Here is an 18,984-nt window from a genome sequence, read left to right on the forward strand (position 1 = left end):
ACGCGAGGCGCGACATCGCGACATCGCGATACCGCGCCTCGTTTCATCGCTGGCTCAACGTACCGGCAACCGGGCCGCGTCCGCAGGGCTTGCGCACCGGACCTCGTGATTGCCCTGCCTGATGAGCCGATCCTGCCGCAGTCCCCTGAAGAACGTGACGGCGAGGCAGGGCAACAGCGACACGATCGAATAGCCGACGCCCGCAAGCGGATTGCCTGTCAGATTGACGAGCGAAAGACTGATCAACGGAAGGAACCCGCCGAACAGCACGTTACCGAGTTGCTGCGACAATCCGAAGCCCGTGGTCCTGCTCTGCGGCGGAAAGCATTCGGCGATGAACGCCGGCAACGGCGCCATGATCATCGCTGTCAACACGGACAGCAGCGCGATGAGCAGTGTCACGGCCGTCCAGCCGCCCGCGAGCGCATTCGTCCTGATACCCGCGAAAGCGGGATACGCTGCAAGAATCCAGAGCACGATGCCGATCAACATGACGCGAGACCGGCCGATCGCGTCGGACAGACGGCCGAACACGGGATAAAGCGGCGCGGCCACGACGATCGCGATACCGAGACACAGATTCGCGCGCGAAGCTTCGATCTTCAACACGTTCTGCAGGAAGTACAGCATGTAGACGATGGACGTATAGAGCGACACGGAGGTCGCGCCCTGGGCGCCGAACATCGCGACCAGAATCGCCTTCCACGACGTCGCGCTCGACAAGGTGTCCTGCAGCGGCGATTTCGACAGACGGCCCGCCTGCTTCATCTCCGCGAACACGGGCGTTTCCGTCATGCCGAGCCGAATCCATGTCGCCACAGCGACGATCGGCGCCGAGATCAGGAACGGGACGCGCCAGCCCCAGGTTTCGAATGCCGATGCATCGAGCGAGAACTTCAGTGCCGACACGATCGCCAGTGCCAGCAGCAGGCCGACGCTCGCGGTGCTTTGCAGCACGCTGGTCGCCATGCCTTTGCGGCCTGCGGGCGCATGCTCCATCACGTACACGACCGCAGAGCCGTATTCGCCGCCGAGCGCGATGCCCTGCAACACGCGCAGCGTGATCAGGCCGGTCGGCGCCAGCACACCGGCCGCCGCGTAGGTCGGCAGACAGCCGATGCCCACCGTCGCGAGACCCATGATCGCGAGCGTGATGACGAACGTCTTCTTGCGTCCGATCCGGTCGGCCATCGGGCTGAAGATGATCGTGCCCAACGGCCGCGCGACATACGCGATGCCGAAGGTGGCGACGCCCGCCATCGCGGCGACGGTGCGATCGGTCGAAGGAAGGAACAAGTGCGTCAAGGTCGATGTCAGCGCGACATAGACAAAGAAATCGTAATACTCGAGCATCGTGCCGAGGCTCGATGTGGCGATGATCCGCAGCATGCCGGGCTTTCGATTGCGGGCTCGGGAAGTCGTGGACATGATCGTCTCCTCTGATTCAGTTTGTGAGGTCCCGCGCGATTGACGCGGTGGCCGTATCGGCGCATCAGATGCGTGTGCGCTTTTTCGCCGCCTGTTGCTCGACGAGGAACCGCCCGACGGCCTCCTTGTGCTCGTGGCCGCACAAGAGAATGGCCTGCATGCTGGCCGCCATGTCGAGCGTCGTCGAAAGCGGAACATCGGCCGCTTCGCGTACGAGCCGCTTCGCCATGCGCAGCGCCGTCGGCGGGTTCTGCGCGATGCGCTTCGCCAGCGACCGGGCCTCGATGTCGAGCGCGTCTTCCGAGACCACCTTCGAGACGATGCCCAGGCTGCGCGCCGCTTCAGCATCGATGAACTCGCTGGTCAACGTCAGTTCGAGTGCCTTCGCGTAGCCCACGATCCGCGCGAGAAACCATGATCCGCCGATGCCCGACACCAGCCCCAGCCGCAAGAAGCTCTCTGCGAACACGGCTTTCGTGCTCGCCAGGCGGATATCGCACATGAGCGCGAGATCGCAACCCGCCCCAACCGCGGCGCCATTGACCGCGCACACCGAGGGCACATCCAGAGCGCTCAGTGCGCGCGTGATCCGGTGCAGGCTGCGAAGCAGCCGGTCGCGTACTTCCTCGACGCTGCCGCTCATGAGGTCGCTGCCGCTTTGCATGTCCTTCACATTGCCGCCCGTGCAGAAGTGCCGCGACGACGAACGCAGCAGCACGCAGTGCACGTCGCGCCGGTCGTTGACCTGCTCGAGCGCGCCCGACAGTGCCTCGGTCATCGCGATGTTCAGCGCGTTGCCATCGCTGGGGCTGTCGAGCGTGAGCGTGAGCACGCCCTCGTCGACGGACGATTCGACCGATGAACCGGCATCGTTTGGATAAGCTGACACGAAAAAGTCTCCTGTTTGTTCCCGGCCACTACCGGTTCTGGAATGCGGCCTGACGGCGCTCGAGAAACGCCGCCATGCCTTCTGTCTGATCGGCCAACGAAAAGCCCGCGTGAAACAGCCTTCGCTCGAACAGCAGACCTTCCGCGAGCGACGACTCGAACGCGCGGTTGACGGCTTCCTTGATCGCGACGATCACCGGCAGCGAATGACGCGCGATCTGTTCTCCGACGCGCATCGCTTCGTCGATCAAGCGCTCGCGGGCGACGACCTTCGACACGAGGCCATAAGCCAATGCTTCGCTGGCATCGAGCGACTCGCCGGTCAGGCACGCGAGCATCGCGGTCGACTTGCCGACCGCGCGCGGCAGGCGCTGCGTGCCGCCCGCGCCCGGCACGATGCCGAGCTTGACCTCCGGCTGGCCGAAGCGCGCGTCGTCCGCGGCTATGACGATGTCGCACATCATCGCGAGCTCGCAGCCGCCGCCGAGCGCATAGCCGCCCACCGCCGCGATGAGCGGTTTGCGGGCCGTGCGGATGCGGTCCCAGCTACGGCCGATGTAGTCATCCGAGAATGCGCTCGCGTAATCGAGCTTCGACATCGCGACGATGTCCGCGCCGGCGGCGAAGGCCTTGTCGGACCCGGTCAAAACGGTCGCGTGAACCTGGGGGTCGGTTTCATTGCGCAGCAGGACGTCGATCAGCTGATCCATCAACGCGTCGGTCAACGGATTGAGCGGGTTGTCCGACGCCAGCCGCACGAGCGCGACCTGCCCGCGCCGTTCGCTTCGGATCATCGCGGCGCTCATGCGATCACCTTGCGGGCTTCGTCGCAGGTCTCGCGGGGTGCGCGGCCCACGCGAATCACGCCCGCGTTCAGCAGGCCCGCGATCTCGCTTTCGGCGAAGCCGTATCGCTCCAGCATTTGCAGCGTGTGCTGGCCCGTCAGCGGCGCGGGCAGGTCCGGCGCGGCCGGGCGGTCGGACGGACCGAGCGCGAAGCCGTGCGTGCGCATGGTGCCCGCGACCGGATGATCGATCGTCTGCGCCAGTCCGCATTCAGCGTACTCCGCTGATTCGATGACATCGCCGTAGGTGGCGACGGGCGCGCACAGAATGTCGCGTGCCGCGAGCCGCTCCAGCCACTCTGCCGTGGTCCGTTCGACGAAACGCGCGGCGAGCAGGTGATGCAGTGTCGCGCGATGGCGCACGCGATCGTCGTTGGTGGCGAACCGCGGGTCCGCTTCGAGCGCAGGCGTTGCGAGCACCTCACATAGCGCGTGCCACCGCTCGGGATGGTAGGCGACGACCATCATCCAGCCGTCCTCCGTGGGGAACGCTTCGTTCGGACACGCATAAGGCGCGGCGCTGCCGGTCTTTTCCGGCTCGCGCCCGGACGCGAAGAACGCGGCGAAGCCGATTTGCTGCAGCATCAGCGTCGCGTTGTAGAGACTCACGTCGAGATGCTGCCCGCCGCTGCCCATGCGGACCTCATGCAGCGCGCCGAGGATCGCGATCGACGCGAGATAGCCGCCCATCATGTCCGCGACAGGGATCGGGACTTTGAGCGGCTCGGCGTGCGTCGTGCCGAGCGTGCTCATCAGACCGCTGACGGCCTGAATCACGCCATCGACGCCCGGCCGCTTGCGATTCGCGCCCGTCTGACCGAACGCGGAGATCGAGCAGTAGACGAGCCGGGGATTCAGTGGCCGCAATGCGTCGAAGTCGAGTCCCATCGACGCCATCACGCCAGGCCGGAAGTTCTCGACCAGCACGTCCGCCTCCCGCAGCATGCGGCGAACGGCCTCGCGCCCCGCGTCGGTTTTCAGATCGATCGCGACGCTGTATTTGTTCCGGTTGACGCTGATGAAGGCCGGGCTTTCACCGCTAATCCACGGCGGCCCGATGCGGCGCCCGATCTCGCCGTCGGGCGGCTCGATCTTGATGACGTGCGCGCCGAGATCGGCGAGCGTCATCGAGCAGACGGGTCCGGCGAGGACGTGCGAGAAATCGATCACCCGCACGCCGTTGAGGCTGTCTCTTGGCATTTGTGATTGTCCTGTCTCGTGACTCGCCACTGCAGCGAATCATGCCGACGAGATTACGTACTCGCCGGCCGCCCGGACAATCGACAATTTGGAAACGAACCGTTGATTTTTTGTTAAAGGGTCGGCGGCTCACGAGCGCTATTCGTTGAGCAACGTGAGCAGCCATCGGCGGAAGATCTTCAGTGCATCCGATTGCGGACGCCCGGTCGGCCACGCGAAGTAGTAAGTGTGGTCCCCGCGATCGAGCTCGAATGAAAACGGTGCGACGAGGAGACCGCTTTCCAGTTCGCTGCGCACCAACGCCTTCTGCGCGATCGCTACACCGTGCCCTTCCATGGCCGCCTGGTACGCGAGCAGCGACGTTTCGTAGCGCATCTCGCGGCGGCGCCCGTTCAATGGAAGGCCCGCCGCCTTCAGCCACAACGTCCAGTCTTCCGGGCGCGCGAGCGTGTGCAGAAGCGTTTCACCCTGCAACTGGGAGCGGGCCTTGACCTGTCGGGAAGGCGCCGCGACAGGCACCAGTTCGTTCGCGATCAGACGTTGCACGCGCAGGCCGGGCCACTTGCCGTCGCCCAACTGGATGCCGCCGTCGATGTCCTCGCGCGCGAAATTCAGCGGAGCCGGGGATGTCGTCAGTTGTACGTCGATGTTTTCGTGCAGCCGATGAAAGCTCGCGAGACGCGGAATCAGCCACCGCACGGCGAAAGTGGCAGGCGAGCGGATCTTGAGCACGCGCGCACGCCGCGCCGAAGAACGCAGGCTGTCGGTCGCTTCGCGCAGCGACGTGAACAGCGGCATCAGCTCCGCCAGATACCGGGCGCCCGCCGACGTCAGCTCCAGTCGTCCTTTCACTCGCTCGAACAGATCGACGCCCAGGTAGGCTTCGAGGGTGCGTACCTGCCGGCTGACGGCGGCGGGCGTCACGGCCAGCTCGTCCGCGGCCTTGGAAATGCTGAGCAGGCGTCCGGTCGCCTCGAACGCCCGGGTGGGATTCAACGGGGGAAGCAGTGCGCGACGATCCATAGCCTGTCCGTGTAGAAGCATAGTCGGATTGTCGCGCGAAATGCCCGATGGAAGGGGCAGCACCAGCGACCTCGCCGAAGGCGCTTCGAATCACTGCGCGTGCCATCCTCCGCTCCGGTACGTCCGGGCCTTCCCGATCGGCCAGCCCATTGCAAGCCGGCCGATCCTTCGTCGGCGTTCCAGCTCCTAGTTGCCGATCGACAGGCTGGAACTCAGCGTGAGATTATCCGACGCATCGCCCACCTGAACCTGATACTGCCCGCTGGCCGTCTTCCACTGTTGCGAGGCGGTATCCCACGTACCGAGCGCATGACTCGCGGCGTTCGGATCGATGGTGATCTGCACGGTCTTCTTCTCGCCCGGCGCAAGCTGCACTTTCTGGAATCCGACCAGACGCTTGGGCGGCTGTCCCAGGCCCGCAGGCAACGACAGATAGACCTGCGGCACTTCCGCGCCCGCGACCCGGCCGTTGTTCTGCACATCCACCTGCACCGTGATCGGCTTCGTGCCGTCCGATGCCAGCGGGCTCACGCGCAGACTCGACAGCGCGAAGCTCGTGTACGAAAGCCCATGGCCGAACGCGAACAACGGCTTGACGTTCTGCGCGTCGTACCAGCGATAGCCGATCTGCAAGCCTTCCGAATACGTGACGGTCGGCACGCCGTTGACCGTTACGCCGGGGTATTGCGCCGGTGTCTTCGCCGGCCAGTCACCGGCGTTCTTCGGGAACGTGACGGGCAGCTTGCCCGACGGATTCACGACACCGAACACCAGCCCCGCCATGATGTTGCCGTCCTCCTGACCGGGGAACCACGTTTCGAGTACGGCCGGCACCTGATCGATCCAAGGCATCAGCGCCGACGCGTTGTCCTTCATGACGACCGCGGTGCGCGGATTCGCAGCGGCCACGGCAGTCACGATCGCATCCTGATTATTCGACAAGCCGATGCTCGTCCGGTCCGCGCCCTCCTCCGCGATGGTTCCGGCCAGCACGATCACGACGTCCGCCTGCTTCGCCGCCGCGACGGCAGCGGCGAGATTGCTGTTGTCGTCCGCGACCACGGTGAGATTCGCCGTCGCGCTCGATCCGAGCTGCTTCAACGTGCTTTGCACGCCTTCGAGCGGTGTCACCGTATAGAGCGGAATGACGTCCGAGCTTCCACCGCAGCAACCGGACACCGCCTTGCTCGCATAGGCCGCCTGCCCGATCAGCGCTACGGAGCGAATCGACTTCGCATCGAACGGCAAGAGGTTGTTCGCGTTCTTCAGCAGCACCGCGGACTGCTCGCCGATCGCGCGCGCAATCGCCCCGTCACCCGCCTGATCGATGGCGGTCTGCGTAACAGGCCGGTCGAAGATGCCGAGCCTGAACATCTGCGTATAGCGGCGGCCCAGCGCCGTATCGATATCCGACTGCCTGATCTGCCCGGCCGTCAGCGCCGCGTTGATCTTCGCGGGCGTCCACCACGCCGTGAGCGGTGCGACGTCGATGCCGGGCATTTCGTTGTCGAGTCCGGCGAGCATGGTGTTGGCCGTGCTGTGCGCCGCGAAGAAGTCCGACTGCACATAGCCCGTGAAACCCCATTGGCCCCGCAGCACGTCGGTCAGGATGTGCTTGTTCTCGCACATCGAATAGCCGTTCACGGAGTTGTAGGAGCACATGACGGACGCCACGCCGCCATCCTTCACGGCCATCTCGAACGGCACCATGTACAGCTCGTGCAAGGTCTTGTCGTCGATATTCTCGTTGATGGTCATGCGATTCGTTTCCTGCTCGTTGGCGACGAGATGCTTCGCCATCGCGATGACGCCATGCGACTGGATCGCCTTGATCTCGGCCACGCCCATGGTGCCGCTCAGGATCGGATCTTCGCCGAAGTACTCGAAATTGCGGCCGAGCGTCGGATTGCGCGCGAGGTTCATGCCCGGCCCTTCGAGAACGTGCAAGGCGAGATTGCGCGATTCGCGCCCGATGACGTCGCCGAACTGGCCGGCGACCGCCGTATCGAACGATGCCGCCACCGCCATGCCCGAAGGCAGCGCCGTCGCCTTCGCCGATGCCGGACTGGACAGCGATGCCAGCGGCAATCCCGGCAGGTCGGGTGACACGCAATCGTTCTGCCCGACGCCGACCGGCCCGTTGGTCACGCGCAGGGTGGGAATCTGCAAGGCGGGAATGCCGGTGATGTGACGCGCGCCATAACACGACGGAATCTCCGGCACCACACCGGGCGTGCCGGTGAGCTGCGAGATTTTCTGGTCGGGCGTCATCGCGGCGAGCAGCAGAGCAGTGCGCTGCGTCGGCTCCAGCGACGTATTCATCCACGCGTGCGCGTTCGTCGATGAAGGCGTGCCGCTGTCGCCGTGACCGCCGCCGCATCCGGCCGCGAAGATCGCCGTCATGGCCGCGCTCAACAAGGTTCGCTTCTTCATTTGATTTCCCTCTGGATATTTATAAGTCATGCTTACTGTTTGCCCAACACATGGGACCATCGATCGCACCGTCGCCGGGGCAGGCGTCGCATTCCCGGTACACTCAATGGGAGCGGCGTGAACCTTTCATCGATAAAACGTTTTCCACATGAAAAAACCTTCGGCGACCATCCGTGACGTCGCGGCGCTCTCCGGCGTCTCCGTCGCGACCGTGTCCAAATTCATCAATGGCACCAAGCGGTTCACCGAACCGGTGGAAGCCAAACTCAAGGCGGCGATCGAACAACTCGGCTATCAGTCGAACCCGCTCGCCCGCTCGATGGTCACGAAGGAAACGCACACCATCGGCCTCACGATTCTCGACATCAGCAACCCGCATTTCACCAACGTAGTGAAGGGCGCGAATCGCGTGGCGCTACGACACGGTTACACGCTTCTGCTCGTCGATGTCGACGAAAATCAGGCGCGCGAACGGCCGCTCATCGAGGCGCTCGCACGCCGCGTCGATGGTTTGATTCTCAGCTCGCGTCTGCCCGAAGACGCGTCAGAATGGCTGCTCGATCTCGACAAGCCGCTCGTGCTGCTCAGGCGCAGCGAAAAGCTGCCGATACCGAGCGTGGGAATCGACAACCGGCTCGCCACCTTCATGCTCACGCGCCATCTTCTGGACCTCGGTCATCGCAACTTTGCCTATCTCGGCATTGGGCAGACGCGCATCAATGACGAGCGCATTGCCGGTGTGCGCGACTGCCTCGCTCAGCAAGGGCTGGAACTCGATGTGCACGATGTCCACGCGCCAACCAACCGCGCGGGCGAACAGGCCTGTTCGCGCGTGATGCTCGGGCCGAAGCGTCCGCAAGCAGTGATCTGCTACAACGATCTGATCGCGCTCGGCTTCATCAAGGCGGCGACCGCGCTCGGCATTCGCGTGCCGCAGGATGTGTCGGTCACGGGCATCGACAACGTGCCGTACGGCGAAATCTCCGCGCCGACGCTCACCAGCGTCGATACTCAGAGCGAAATCATCGGCGAGATTGCGATGCAGAAGCTCATCGATGCGCTCGCAGGAAAGAGCGAAATCGAACATGTCACCATCGAGCCGTGTCTCATCGTGCGCGAGTCCACGGCATCTTGCGCTCAGTCCGGCGAGCCGCACTGACTAAGCCGAGAGCTTCGCCGGCGTCATCTTCGGCGTGAGCACGTGCATGATCGCGAAGGCGACGCGCCGATGGCACGTCGCGGGAACAGATCCGATGCCGTCGTGAAGCCCGTCACCGAGCCGACGGCCGCATGCAGCATCGCAGCGAGCAGACCGAGGATCTGCCGGTCCATGTAGTTGATGACCGTGGCGAAGAAACGCAGCGCGCACACGGTCCAGCGATAACGGCTGGCGACTTGCGCAACGATAAGGACTGCTGAAGGCATGAGTGTCTCCGCGCATCTTGCGACCACGGCAAGAGGCGTTTTATACGTCGTGGGAGCGTCCCAGCATCTGATTGGGAAAACGGTTACCCAGATTAGCTATTTTTGAGATCGCTTGCCAATTCTTTTTGCTCAGGGCTTTCCCTAGGCGGGCTGGTTTCGCTGAAAAAGGCCAAGAACGGCTGCTCATCGCTCGGACCGATTGCCGCGCCGCTCACGGGACGTGGGACAGAACTAACCGACGAACGCGCATCGAGAGTTGCTGGCTCATCCCGACGGCACGTCACGAACGAAGACGACGTTGGCTAGAAGGCCCGCTACGGCGAACAGGCCGAGTCCGATAGCATCGTGGACGAGGACGGGCTGTCGCAGACGGCGTACCGGCGTGTACGTGATAATCGCAACTGCGGACGCGAACACCGAAGCCGCAAGATATCGCCAGTTCAGACGCCCTCCCGGTGGAATCGCGCCAGTGCAGACGTCGCGCACGATCTCCCATCGCACGCCCCATGAAGGCGGTATCGCTACCAGTGAGGCTCTTATAAGCGCATTTCGAACGCATCACTTCACAGATCAGATGCCTTGCTAAATCACCGCCGGAGCCTGTTCGACCGATGATTCATCCTGCACAGCCCGACGCGTCAAATTGAACAACAACAGCTCCAGCGCTACCAAGACGATGGCAGCATAGCCAATTGCGCCGAAACCGATGAATTTGACGAGCGTTCCGCTGAAAAAGGGAGCGATTGCAGCGCCGACCATAAGCATTGCCGGCGTAGCCGCCACCGCCCGCCCGGTAGTGTCTAGTCGCGCAAGCAGGCCAAAAGCATAGGTATGCGTGAACAGAATCGTGAATGCCATCAGAGCCCCTGACGCGGCAAAAAGCGAATAAGTCCAGGTGTGCGTCACGATCATGGCAAACACAGCCTGCATGATCGGCGCGATCGAAATGACCGTTGTGGCCTTGATCCGATTTTCGAGCAAACCCGCTAGCGGTGCCGGAAACAGCGTGACGATGCCGTAGATAACCAGCGCCAGGGTCACCAGTTCCCGGCCGAAGCCACGTGCCATGCCGATGCGCTCGTAAAAGCTGAGCGTCATGGCCTGAGTCATCGCGAGCAATGCGATTCCGACAATCGAATACCAGACCGCCCGGGGCAGCGGCTGCACGCTCACGAGAGATCCGTGGCGATCCTCCGCGACCTGCCGGCTCGGACGCGGGAAAAACAACAGTCCCATTACGGCCGCCAGCCCCATGATTCCAGCAAAGACAATGAACAGCGCCGCTCCCCCAAACTCAGCGAGTACTCCTGGCGTTCCGCCGAGAAAGACGATACCAAATACGCCAATGGCCAGCCCCGCCCATGCAAATATACGATGAGGATTGAGCGCGCGCCCGATCGTACCGTGCGCGGAACTCAGCGCAGCCCCTACAGCCAGGCCGCCGACGAAGTGCAAGGGCGCCAGCGCAGCCATGGTCGCTTGTCCGAAGCACAGCGCGAAGGCCAACGCCGCAGCAGCAAAGCCAATTACCACGGTCCACTTTGCGTTCACACGGTTGAAGCGGGAGGCAAGAAATACGCTGGACAGCGATGCTCCAATCAGAAACAGCGTCGGCAACGTTCCTGCCTGTTGAGGATTGAATCGATAATGCGCGACCAGCGTACCTACCCACAACGGCAGGGCAATCAAGTCCAACATGCCTGCGCAGTGGGAAACCATCAACGCCACAATTCCGCGAGCGCTCTCGATTCCTGGTAAGTCGTGTACTTTCTGCATGAACATCTCCTGAAATCAGAACGCATGAATCCAGCGCAGGTTCACGTGCGTGCCGGAGTACGTATTGCGCTCCACCACCGGAAAATAAAGGTTTGCAAATACGAAGTTGTTGCGATCGATCGTCCACTCGGCCCCGGGACCCAGCGACAGGTTCGTCGTACGGGCAGCGGCCTGGCTTGCGCCATTGACACGGTCATCCGTGATCTGGCGGAACCAGAAGCCGTTCAAGCCGACATCGAGGTTCGGCAATAGCTTGTAAGACGCCGCAAAGTTGGCCCACACCGCCTGCCCTGCCTGGAAGTTCACCATGCCCGGGACTTGGAACGGATTGTTGATGCCCGGATTGGTGTTCTTCGAGTTGTATAGATAGTGCATGCGCACCGACACTTCCGTCTTCGGCGTAGGCAAGACCGTCACGGACCAGTACGGATTCAGCGACCAGAAGCCCGAACTCGGATTAACCAGCTTGTTCGGATCATAGGCGCCGGTTGGCGCGATCACGTCGAACTCGAAACGCTGCACGAAGACCGGACGACCGCTACTGATCACCGGTGCCATCTGCAAAAACGGGCCGAACGTAATGTCGCCAAAACCCGAACGTGCGGTCAGCGTCGGCGCATAAGGATTGAATTCGGTCGAGTGTGCGTTCAACGACGTAACCGGCAGCATCGCCGTGAAGCCGAGCGCGCCTCCCAGTACGCGGATCGGCGACGTATAGACGATCTGCGGCATCCACACGAACGCATTGAGTTGCGCGTCCTTGAATGCGGAACTTTGAGCGCCGGTGTTTGTGTAAAAGCGGGTGTTGTGCTTGTACTGCAAGAGCTGGATCGACGTCCAGCCCGGCTCCATGCTGCCAAACGCATCATTGAATGTGGTCGCGCCGAGATCGATGCCCGCCGGCTGATATGTCGATGCGTGCCCCGAACATGACATCGCAGTCAGCGTCGCTCCGACAACGACTTGCATGGATCGCCGGATACAACTTTGAAGATGGCTTCCCTTTCTCATTTCGTCTCCTGTACGTAGTACTACTATTTAGTTTTATAAATCTGTCCCGTAAAAACACCTTCTCGATCCGACTACAGTTACGGCCTCATCGAAATTAAGGCGGGTGCGCTGAAGATCGTGAGGAACAAGCCTTCCCTCATTTCGGGGATGCCGCAAACGGCAGTACGAGACGCGAAAGATGCGTAGCATCCCGATAGATCGTGTGAGTCACTGCCCGTCCAACGGGCAGATGAAATGCATCGGGAGGCAACAGGGAATTGTGCTCATCCACAAGCGGCTCATTGCACATGAGCTCGACGACCAGCTTGTGGCCCGGCTTGAATTCGTTCGCGAAGGGATAGAGCCGCACGACGTATTCGTTGATCGCGCCAGGCTCGACGGGCACACTCCGTGTGTGCGGGTGATACGGATTGCCTTCGCTGGATCGTTCGTCGAGTTCGCGATGGGATGCCTTGAGGAAGCCTGTCGTGACGAGTTGGCGCTTGCCGATCGGCGCTTCGTCCCACACGCGCAGTATCAAGTTCGTGTCGTCCTGGTCAACGGCAACGTAGAGATGCGCGGCACCCACGCCGTGAACCGACGTCGCGGCCTGGAATGGTTCAGTGGACCACGTCAGCTTCTCGACCTTATCGACGATGGTCAGTGGCGCCTGATAAAAGCCTTCCGGATGCGCATGATCCACGCCCATCGGCTCCGGCTCGAATGCCAGCTTGCCACGAGTGCGCAAGTACAGTGCCTTGTATTCGACTGGCGTGACGGGCCAATGATCGGCGGCCATCCATCTACGGCTGCCTTCGACATGCACTTTCACCGCCGGCTCGTCCATGATCCCGTTGTCGATGCCCTTCAGCCAGTACTCGTACCAGCGGAACATGGTGTCGTGCTCATCCACCCAGGGCCGCGTCTGCATCGGCGGATAGGGCCCGATCTCCAGCTTCTTCGGGCCTTTCAGCACATCGAAGAGCTCGATCGTTCCGTCTATGGTCCAGCCGCGGCCCTGGTTGATCTGCAGGTACACGGGGATGTCGATGTTTCTGGCGAGATTGATCGGGTTCTGCTCTTCGTACCATTCGCCATCGAGATGGTTCATGACGATGTCGAACCAGGACTCGTGATGAATCGGATAATTGAGCAGATGCACCAGGTTGGGCCAGGCGGCCACGTCAGGGTCGGCTAGACGCTCTGCCACGCGCTGCTTGATTTCCGCTTCGGAGTAGGTCTCCAGCATGCGAGATTTGTGACGATGCGTGAAGGCCCAGCCCGAGTCGCCGCCACGGCCCTCTCGTGCAGCTCGCGGCATGAACCACATGACTCCGCCGTGATAGGTCGTCTCATAGAAATCGAAATGCCCGCCACTGACGAAAATCGCCTTGAGATGCGGGGGACGCTCGGCCGCAGCGAAGATCTGCATGGAGCCGAAATACGAAATGCCAATCATCCCGACCACGCCGTTGCACCACGGTTGCGCTGCAACCCACTCGATGAAATCGTAGGCGTCCTGTCCCAGCGGAACGCCACCGGCATTGTAGTTGCCGATGTGGTCCCCTTCTGAACCGCCGGAGCCACGCACGTCACCGATCACGTGTACGTAGCCCTCCTTCACCACGCGAGCAATGTCACCTGCCTCGATGCACCCGTCCCACAACGGAGAGGGACGTCGCTGGGGAGGAATAGTGAGCGCCAGCGCCTGTAATTCCTTGCCGTACGGGCTCAGCGCGACCAAAGCCGGGCGCGGCATGTCGCCTTTAGCGTGATAGGCGTCCGCGGCCAGGTGAATGCCGTCGCGCATCGGCACACGCAGGTCTTTGTGTACAACGATCATGAGCGATAGCCCCTATGAAAGTAACCGTGCATGGTGGTGAAAAATGGTGAGGGTTCCAGAGTTGGATCGCCGTCGTAGCGCAAGTGACGCGCGATACAGCAAAAGGGAGAGCAAGGAGCCTTGGCAACAGCCTTGCCGTCGAGGCCGAATTGTTCGGTGGCGGCCCGCACCCTCGCCTCAATGTCGAGGCTTTCCTGAATCTTGGCTGCCGCCTGTTCGCGGTCCAGCACCACGCCCAGCGATTCAGCACCCTGGCTGCGATAGGGATGACCGAGAAACAGGCGGTTTGGCCTGACGTGGTCGCGAAGGTGGAGCAAGCTGGCGCGGTACGCATCAGGATCTGCATAACTCGGAAATCCGTTGGCTGCGCCGTGGATCTGCACAGCATCGCCGACGAAAACGTCGCGCTGCCCTTCCACCACATACGCCACCGAACCCGCCGTGTGACCCGGCACGGAGTGCACCGTAACCGTCACATCCGGCCCAAGCGCTATCTGGTCGCCATGGCGCACCACCTGATGCGGTTCCATTTCGCCGGAGATGGCAGCCTCACAAGCTGCCATCAGCTTGGCTTCCCCTTCCGGGTCGTCGATATAGCGGCCACGCGCTGCCAGATACTCATCGACATGGGTGCGGCGCGAACGCAGGAACGGCGCATCCGCCTCGTGGATGACCACTTTAGCTTTGCGGCCGGTCAACTCCCATAAGGCATGGGCACCACCGATGTGATCGATATGCCCGTGGGTAAGAAGAATCCAGCGCACGTCCTCAATGCGCCGCCCCAACTGCTTCAGGGCCGGCGCAATGCCACCCGCTGGCGATGAGGCGATGCCAGTGTCGACAATCGCCGGCTCGCTTCCGTCGATGAAAAAACTGTAGAGGCCGAACCGCCCCCACTGCGAAAACAGTGGCTGGATGTCGACCGTGCTCATCGCTTTGCATTCCTTATGAAGTCAGCAGTCTCGGCGAACACCTCCTGAAACTCTGGCAGCCAGGAAAAATGCTGGACAAATCCATGCGCGGCCGATTCGTAGCGGTGAATCGTGGCCGGAACGCCTGCCTGCTCCAGCTTGTGGCCATACGACTCGCCTTCGTCACGAAGGGGATCACATTCCGCCGTGACGATGAGTGTCGGCGGCAATCCGGAAAGATCCGGTCTCTTGATGGGCGACACGCGAGGATCGGAAGGGTTCGCACCGCTCTCGATGTAGAACGCGTTGAACGGCTTCAGCATCGCCGTTTCCAGACCATTGCCGACGGCGTTTGTCTTCATCGACGCGTAGCGCTCGACATCGAAGTCGAGATCAAGCGACGGGTAGTAGAGCACCTGGTGCGTGATGCATTTCAGTCCCGCATCGACCGCCATCGCGGCGACCGCAGCCGCGAAGTTCCCGCCTGAGCTGTCACCTGCTACTGCGAGGGTTTGACCGTCCCAGCCAATTCCGTTGCCCGGACTGCGGCCATTCTTTTCTATCCACTGGACCACGGCGTAGCAGTCGCTCAGGCCAGCAGGGAAGACGTGTTCGGGAGCCAGCCGGTAACCGACCGAAACAACGACGCATTGCGTTGCATTGGCCAGTGCGCGCGCTACATGATCGTGGGTATTCAGGCTGCCGAGAAAGAACGCGCCGCCGTGGAAATAAACCAGCACCGGATGGACGTCCGCCGCCGTCGGCTTGTAGACGCGCACCGGAACCTCACCAACAGGCGTCGACAAGGTTTGGTCGAATACCGCATGCACGGGCGGCCGCTTCTCCAACGGCGGAACGTGGCTCTCGTCGGCCGCGCGCATGGCCTCCGGATTAGGCGGACCCGGCGGTGGAGGCGGTAGTGAAGCTATGAGCTCAGCGACCGTAGGATGCAGTGCCATGATTTAGCTCCTTGCGGCGATCTCGCCCTGATGCTGGTTGGGAAAGACACTCTGGACTTCGTCTTCGCTCCAGCTTTGTCGCGACAGGCGTTGCAGTTCATCGGTGACCGGCTTGCGGCTGGCCTGGTATTGCGCCAATGCTTCGGGAATCGAATCCGCCCCGTGGAGTTTCTCGGCAAGCGCGCCGGCGTCCAGAACCGCCGAATTCGCGCCTTGGCCTTGATGGTGCAGCATCGCGTGAGACGCATCGCCAATCAACACCACCGAGTTGGAATGCCAGACGGGAACCGGGTCGATGTCATATACGGCACGCAGATTCACCTTGCTCATATCGAGCCCCTCTGCGATAGCCATTAATTGAGGATCGAAGCCCTCCACGACTTTCATCAATTGTTCCTTGCTGACGGCGGGCGCTGGCGTGGAGTCGGACGCAAGGCAAGTGACATCGAAAGACACCTCGTTGCGATGGTGCAGTGGCAACAGATAAATCTTGGTGCCATGGCCCAGGTACATGCGAAGGTTGCCGTCAGCCACCAGACCGAAGGTGTCTGCTGCCGGGATCACTGCGCGATAAGCGTGCTCGCCGGCAAACACGGGAGGCTTGTCGCTGAACAGATGCTTGCGCACTTGCGAGCGGATGCCGTCGGCACCGACGATCAGATCGGCGTTCACCGTCACGCCGTTCTCAAAGATAGCCGTGGCACCGTCACCGTTGTCGATGATCCGGCTGAGACGGTGGTTCAGCTTCACCATGCCTACGGGAAGCGTACTCAGCAACGTCTCGATGAAGTCGCCCCGGTGCACGAAATGCGTGCTGGCACCAAAGGCTTGCTTTTCCGGCCACTCCTCCATGGCGATGCGCTGACCGTGAGCGGTCAGAATCTCGAAGCAGTCGCTCGGCGAGGTCACGGCGGCGATACGGCCGAAGATGCCGAGCTTACGGAACTGGCCCATTGTGGAAGGACGCAAACCAATTCCAGCGCCCACCTCGTTGATCTCTTGCGCCTGCTCATAGACCGTGACCGTCGCCCCCAACTGGCTTAGCGCCAACGCCGCGGTCGCACCCGCGTAACCGGCGCCGATTACGGCGACGTTCAATCTTTTCAAAGTGCCGGGTGTCATGATTTGTCTCTCTGGTCCACTACTAATCAATGTTGGGGAATAGGCGTCAAAGTCAGAAACTCGGCCGCGTTATGAACAAACAGCTGGTCGATGACCGAGTCATCGATATCCTCAGCTTGCAGATCAGGTATGAGTTGCTCGAACAGATAGTTCACCGTGTGGCCTTTCACCCCAGGCCAACCCAGCGGCGAGCAATTCGCGTCCGCTGATGCAAGGACTTGCTTCGTCAAACCACTTTTGAGGAATCGTAGAAAGTGGTGGAGACGCTCCTGACGGTGGCGGCCCCAGAACGGCGGATCCGGCAGTTCAAGGTCGTAACCGAAGGTATCGAAGCCAATACGTGCTCCCGCGTCTAGAAGGGCTTTCTCGTTGATCAAGCCCTGGCTTACACCATCATCGGCATGTCCAAATAACACCCGGTGGCAGGGCAGTCCCTCCTCCGCAAAGATGTTCAGCGCTGGCGCGGAGTCGACCGCGAGATGGGTAAAAATCGGTGCACCGGTGATTCTGGAAGCCCGCGCAGCGGCGCGATAAATGCGCAGATCGAGCTCTTTCATCTTGAAGCCTCGACTCACGCCAACCTTGATGATCCCGGCCTTGGCGCCGGTGCCACCGATGCCCACGGAAATTTCATGAACGAACTGGTCGGTCAGATACTCGACGCTCGCCCGCTCGAAGAACGGCAATGCCGTGTCGCCACCGACAAATCCCGTGCTGGCGACGATGTGCACACCCGTCTTGTCCGACAAGGACTTGTAGTAGTCGATGTCGCGACCGTTGCAGATACCCGTGGCTTCGACGAAGGTGGCGGCACCCCAGGGTTTCGTGTTCTCGTGAAACTGGCGCAGCTTGGGCACCGTTTCCTCGTAGCGCTGCTCTGGTGTTTTCCACCACTTGCTGTCGAGTTCGCAACCCGGCATGCCATAGCCGATGTGCTCATGAATCGCAACGAAGCCGAGCTCCGAAGCCGAAATGGTGCCCAGTACCGTGTTCACTCGTGTCATTTGACTTCCCCGTTTACGCTCAGCAATTGCGCGGTGTTCGTAATCAGCATTCGTGCAATGTGGGCCTGGGACACGCCCGCCGCCAGGAGCATGGGCACGAATTTCGTCAACACGTCGCTGTAGGGAATGTCGTTACCGGGTTCGCCGAATGCCACCCCGGTGGCGCTGGCAGACAGAAGGATGCGATCGGCATAACCTGCCTCGATCAAATCGACGACCAATTCAACCCGTTCGGCATCGCTGAGATAAAGCGGGTTCTCCGAGCCGACGTGATCAATGCTGAGTCGGACACCTGCACGCGCTACTGCCATGGGCCATTTCTTGGCAACGGCGTCACGACGATCCATCCCGCCCATGAGAAGGCGCTCTGGCTCCAGCACTTCTTCGATGGCCAACTGCATTTCTGCCAGAGCGTCGGCTCCGCTCCGGATGAATACCGGCACGCCATAGGTTGCGCCGGCACGCGCAGCACCTCGCACCAGGTTGCCATCGGTCGGCGTCATGCCGCTGTGGGTGACCGCCGTCACGACCATGCCAGCGGGTGCACGCCGCTCCAGACGAGGAACCGCCATACCTTCATTCACCTCTCGCCCGAACAACTCGGCGAACTTGCTTGCTGGCCAGGGCGTAGGTGGATTGGTCTGCGGCGTCAGAAAATATCCACCCAGCGTGGACTCCGGCCCCTGCCCGGTGGAAGCGACGATGTGAACGCCCGTGGCACGTGACAGCGCCTCGTACAGCCGCAGGTCACGCCCTTGAAACATGCCCGTCGCGTCGACGATGGTGCCCCCGCCGGCCGCCTTGAACGCGCTCAGTTTGGCCGCGACCGCGCCAAACGCTTCTGCGCGATCGATCTTGATGTCATAGGCGTACTGCGCCCCCGGCAACACGTACATCAGCGATTCGCTGACGAGCGTGATGCCAAGCTGCCTTGCGTCGACTGGGCCGAGCACCGTATTGATCAATGTTGCATTGACACCTTCGTCTTTGGGAGGGTCAAGGATCAGGGAAGTGAAAGGCGGCAAGGGTTCGAGGGCACCCTGGCTATGTTTAACGCACATGTACACCTCCCATAATTGATGGGCCGCGATGCACGTTATCAGCAGTAGAAACGGTCATCTCACTCAAAACACACTCT

Annotated in this window: 15 protein-coding genes and 2 pseudogenes; 1 reads left to right on the forward strand and 16 read right to left on the reverse strand. The window is 61.8% G+C overall.

Annotated elements, in window-relative coordinates; genetic code table 11:
* Nucleotides 1-54 precede the first annotated feature (54 nt).
* From AWB74_RS14240 to AWB74_RS14265, 6 genes are all read right to left on the reverse strand, one after another.
* Nucleotides 55-1,428, reverse strand: a complete 1,374-nt coding sequence (locus tag AWB74_RS14240) for an MFS transporter (RefSeq protein ID WP_061147393.1) — start codon at nt 1,426-1,428, stop codon at nt 55-57.
* 64 nt (nt 1,429-1,492) lie between these two features.
* The gene (locus AWB74_RS14245; RefSeq protein ID WP_061147394.1) at nt 1,493-2,317 is read right to left on the reverse strand and encodes an enoyl-CoA hydratase-related protein; all 825 of its coding nucleotides are present in this window, start codon (nt 2,315-2,317) and stop codon (nt 1,493-1,495) included.
* Between the two features lie 28 nt (nt 2,318-2,345).
* Nucleotides 2,346-3,122: an enoyl-CoA hydratase-related protein gene (locus tag AWB74_RS14250; protein WP_061147395.1), complete on the reverse strand. Its 777-nt coding sequence runs from the start codon at nt 3,120-3,122 to the stop codon at nt 2,346-2,348.
* On the reverse strand, nt 3,119-4,360 hold the full coding sequence (locus AWB74_RS14255) for a CaiB/BaiF CoA transferase family protein (protein ID WP_061147396.1): 1,242 nt from the start codon (nt 4,358-4,360) through the stop codon (nt 3,119-3,121). The genes AWB74_RS14250 and AWB74_RS14255 overlap by 4 nt, the downstream gene beginning before the upstream one ends.
* A 138-nt stretch (nt 4,361-4,498) precedes the next feature.
* Nucleotides 4,499-5,383 (reverse strand): LysR substrate-binding domain-containing protein, encoded by an 885-nt coding sequence (locus AWB74_RS14260; RefSeq protein ID WP_061147397.1) that lies wholly within the window; start codon nt 5,381-5,383, stop codon nt 4,499-4,501.
* 186 nt (nt 5,384-5,569) lie between these two features.
* The gene (locus tag AWB74_RS14265; protein ID WP_200821969.1) at nt 5,570-7,816 is read right to left on the reverse strand and encodes a beta-glucosidase family protein; all 2,247 of its coding nucleotides are present in this window, start codon (nt 7,814-7,816) and stop codon (nt 5,570-5,572) included.
* Between the two features lie 148 nt (nt 7,817-7,964).
* Between AWB74_RS14265 and AWB74_RS14270 the strand changes: the two genes are divergently transcribed.
* Nucleotides 7,965-8,975: a LacI family DNA-binding transcriptional regulator gene (locus AWB74_RS14270; protein WP_061147399.1), complete on the forward strand. Its 1,011-nt coding sequence runs from the start codon at nt 7,965-7,967 to the stop codon at nt 8,973-8,975.
* A gap of 119 nt (nt 8,976-9,094) precedes the next feature.
* On the opposite strand, the pseudogene AWB74_RS14275 reads toward AWB74_RS14270, so the two are convergent.
* The 10 genes and pseudogenes from AWB74_RS14275 to AWB74_RS14320 form a co-directional block, all read right to left on the reverse strand.
* Nucleotides 9,095-9,241, reverse strand: a pseudogene (locus AWB74_RS14275) (MFS transporter); the annotation flags it as partial.
* A gap of 309 nt (nt 9,242-9,550) precedes the next feature.
* Nucleotides 9,551-9,730 (reverse strand): annotated as a pseudogene (locus AWB74_RS47230) (trimeric intracellular cation channel family protein); the annotation flags it as partial.
* Between the two features lie 93 nt (nt 9,731-9,823).
* Nucleotides 9,824-11,017 (reverse strand): MFS transporter, encoded by a 1,194-nt coding sequence (locus AWB74_RS14285; RefSeq protein WP_061147531.1) that lies wholly within the window; start codon nt 11,015-11,017, stop codon nt 9,824-9,826.
* Between the two features lie 15 nt (nt 11,018-11,032).
* Nucleotides 11,033-11,986, reverse strand: a complete 954-nt coding sequence (locus tag AWB74_RS14290; RefSeq protein WP_061147401.1) for a SphA family protein — start codon at nt 11,984-11,986, stop codon at nt 11,033-11,035.
* Between the two features lie 178 nt (nt 11,987-12,164).
* A complete protein-coding gene (locus AWB74_RS14295) occupies nt 12,165-13,850 on the reverse strand; it encodes a CocE/NonD family hydrolase (protein WP_061147402.1) in 1,686 nt (561 codons plus the stop codon).
* Complete coding sequence (locus AWB74_RS14300) at nt 13,847-14,782, reverse strand: MBL fold metallo-hydrolase (protein ID WP_061147403.1); 936 nt, start codon at nt 14,780-14,782, stop codon at nt 13,847-13,849. The genes AWB74_RS14295 and AWB74_RS14300 overlap by 4 nt, the downstream gene beginning before the upstream one ends.
* Complete coding sequence (locus tag AWB74_RS14305) at nt 14,779-15,720, reverse strand: alpha/beta hydrolase (protein WP_061147404.1); 942 nt, start codon at nt 15,718-15,720, stop codon at nt 14,779-14,781. Before AWB74_RS14305 ends, AWB74_RS14300 begins: the two co-directional genes overlap by 4 nt.
* Before the next feature lie 3 nt (nt 15,721-15,723).
* Nucleotides 15,724-16,842, reverse strand: a complete 1,119-nt coding sequence (locus tag AWB74_RS14310; RefSeq protein WP_061147405.1) for an FAD-dependent oxidoreductase — start codon at nt 16,840-16,842, stop codon at nt 15,724-15,726.
* Between the two features lie 26 nt (nt 16,843-16,868).
* A complete protein-coding gene (locus AWB74_RS14315) occupies nt 16,869-17,846 on the reverse strand; it encodes a phosphotriesterase family protein (RefSeq protein WP_061147406.1) in 978 nt (325 codons plus the stop codon).
* Nucleotides 17,843-18,907: a phosphotriesterase family protein gene (locus AWB74_RS14320; RefSeq protein ID WP_235024571.1), complete on the reverse strand. Its 1,065-nt coding sequence runs from the start codon at nt 18,905-18,907 to the stop codon at nt 17,843-17,845. The genes AWB74_RS14315 and AWB74_RS14320 overlap by 4 nt, the downstream gene beginning before the upstream one ends.
* Between the last annotated feature and the right edge of the window lie 77 nt (nt 18,908-18,984).

The sequence above is a fragment of the Caballeronia arvi genome, from assembly GCF_001544695.2.
GTDB classification, from domain to species: Bacteria; Pseudomonadota; Gammaproteobacteria; order Burkholderiales; family Burkholderiaceae; genus Caballeronia; species Caballeronia arvi.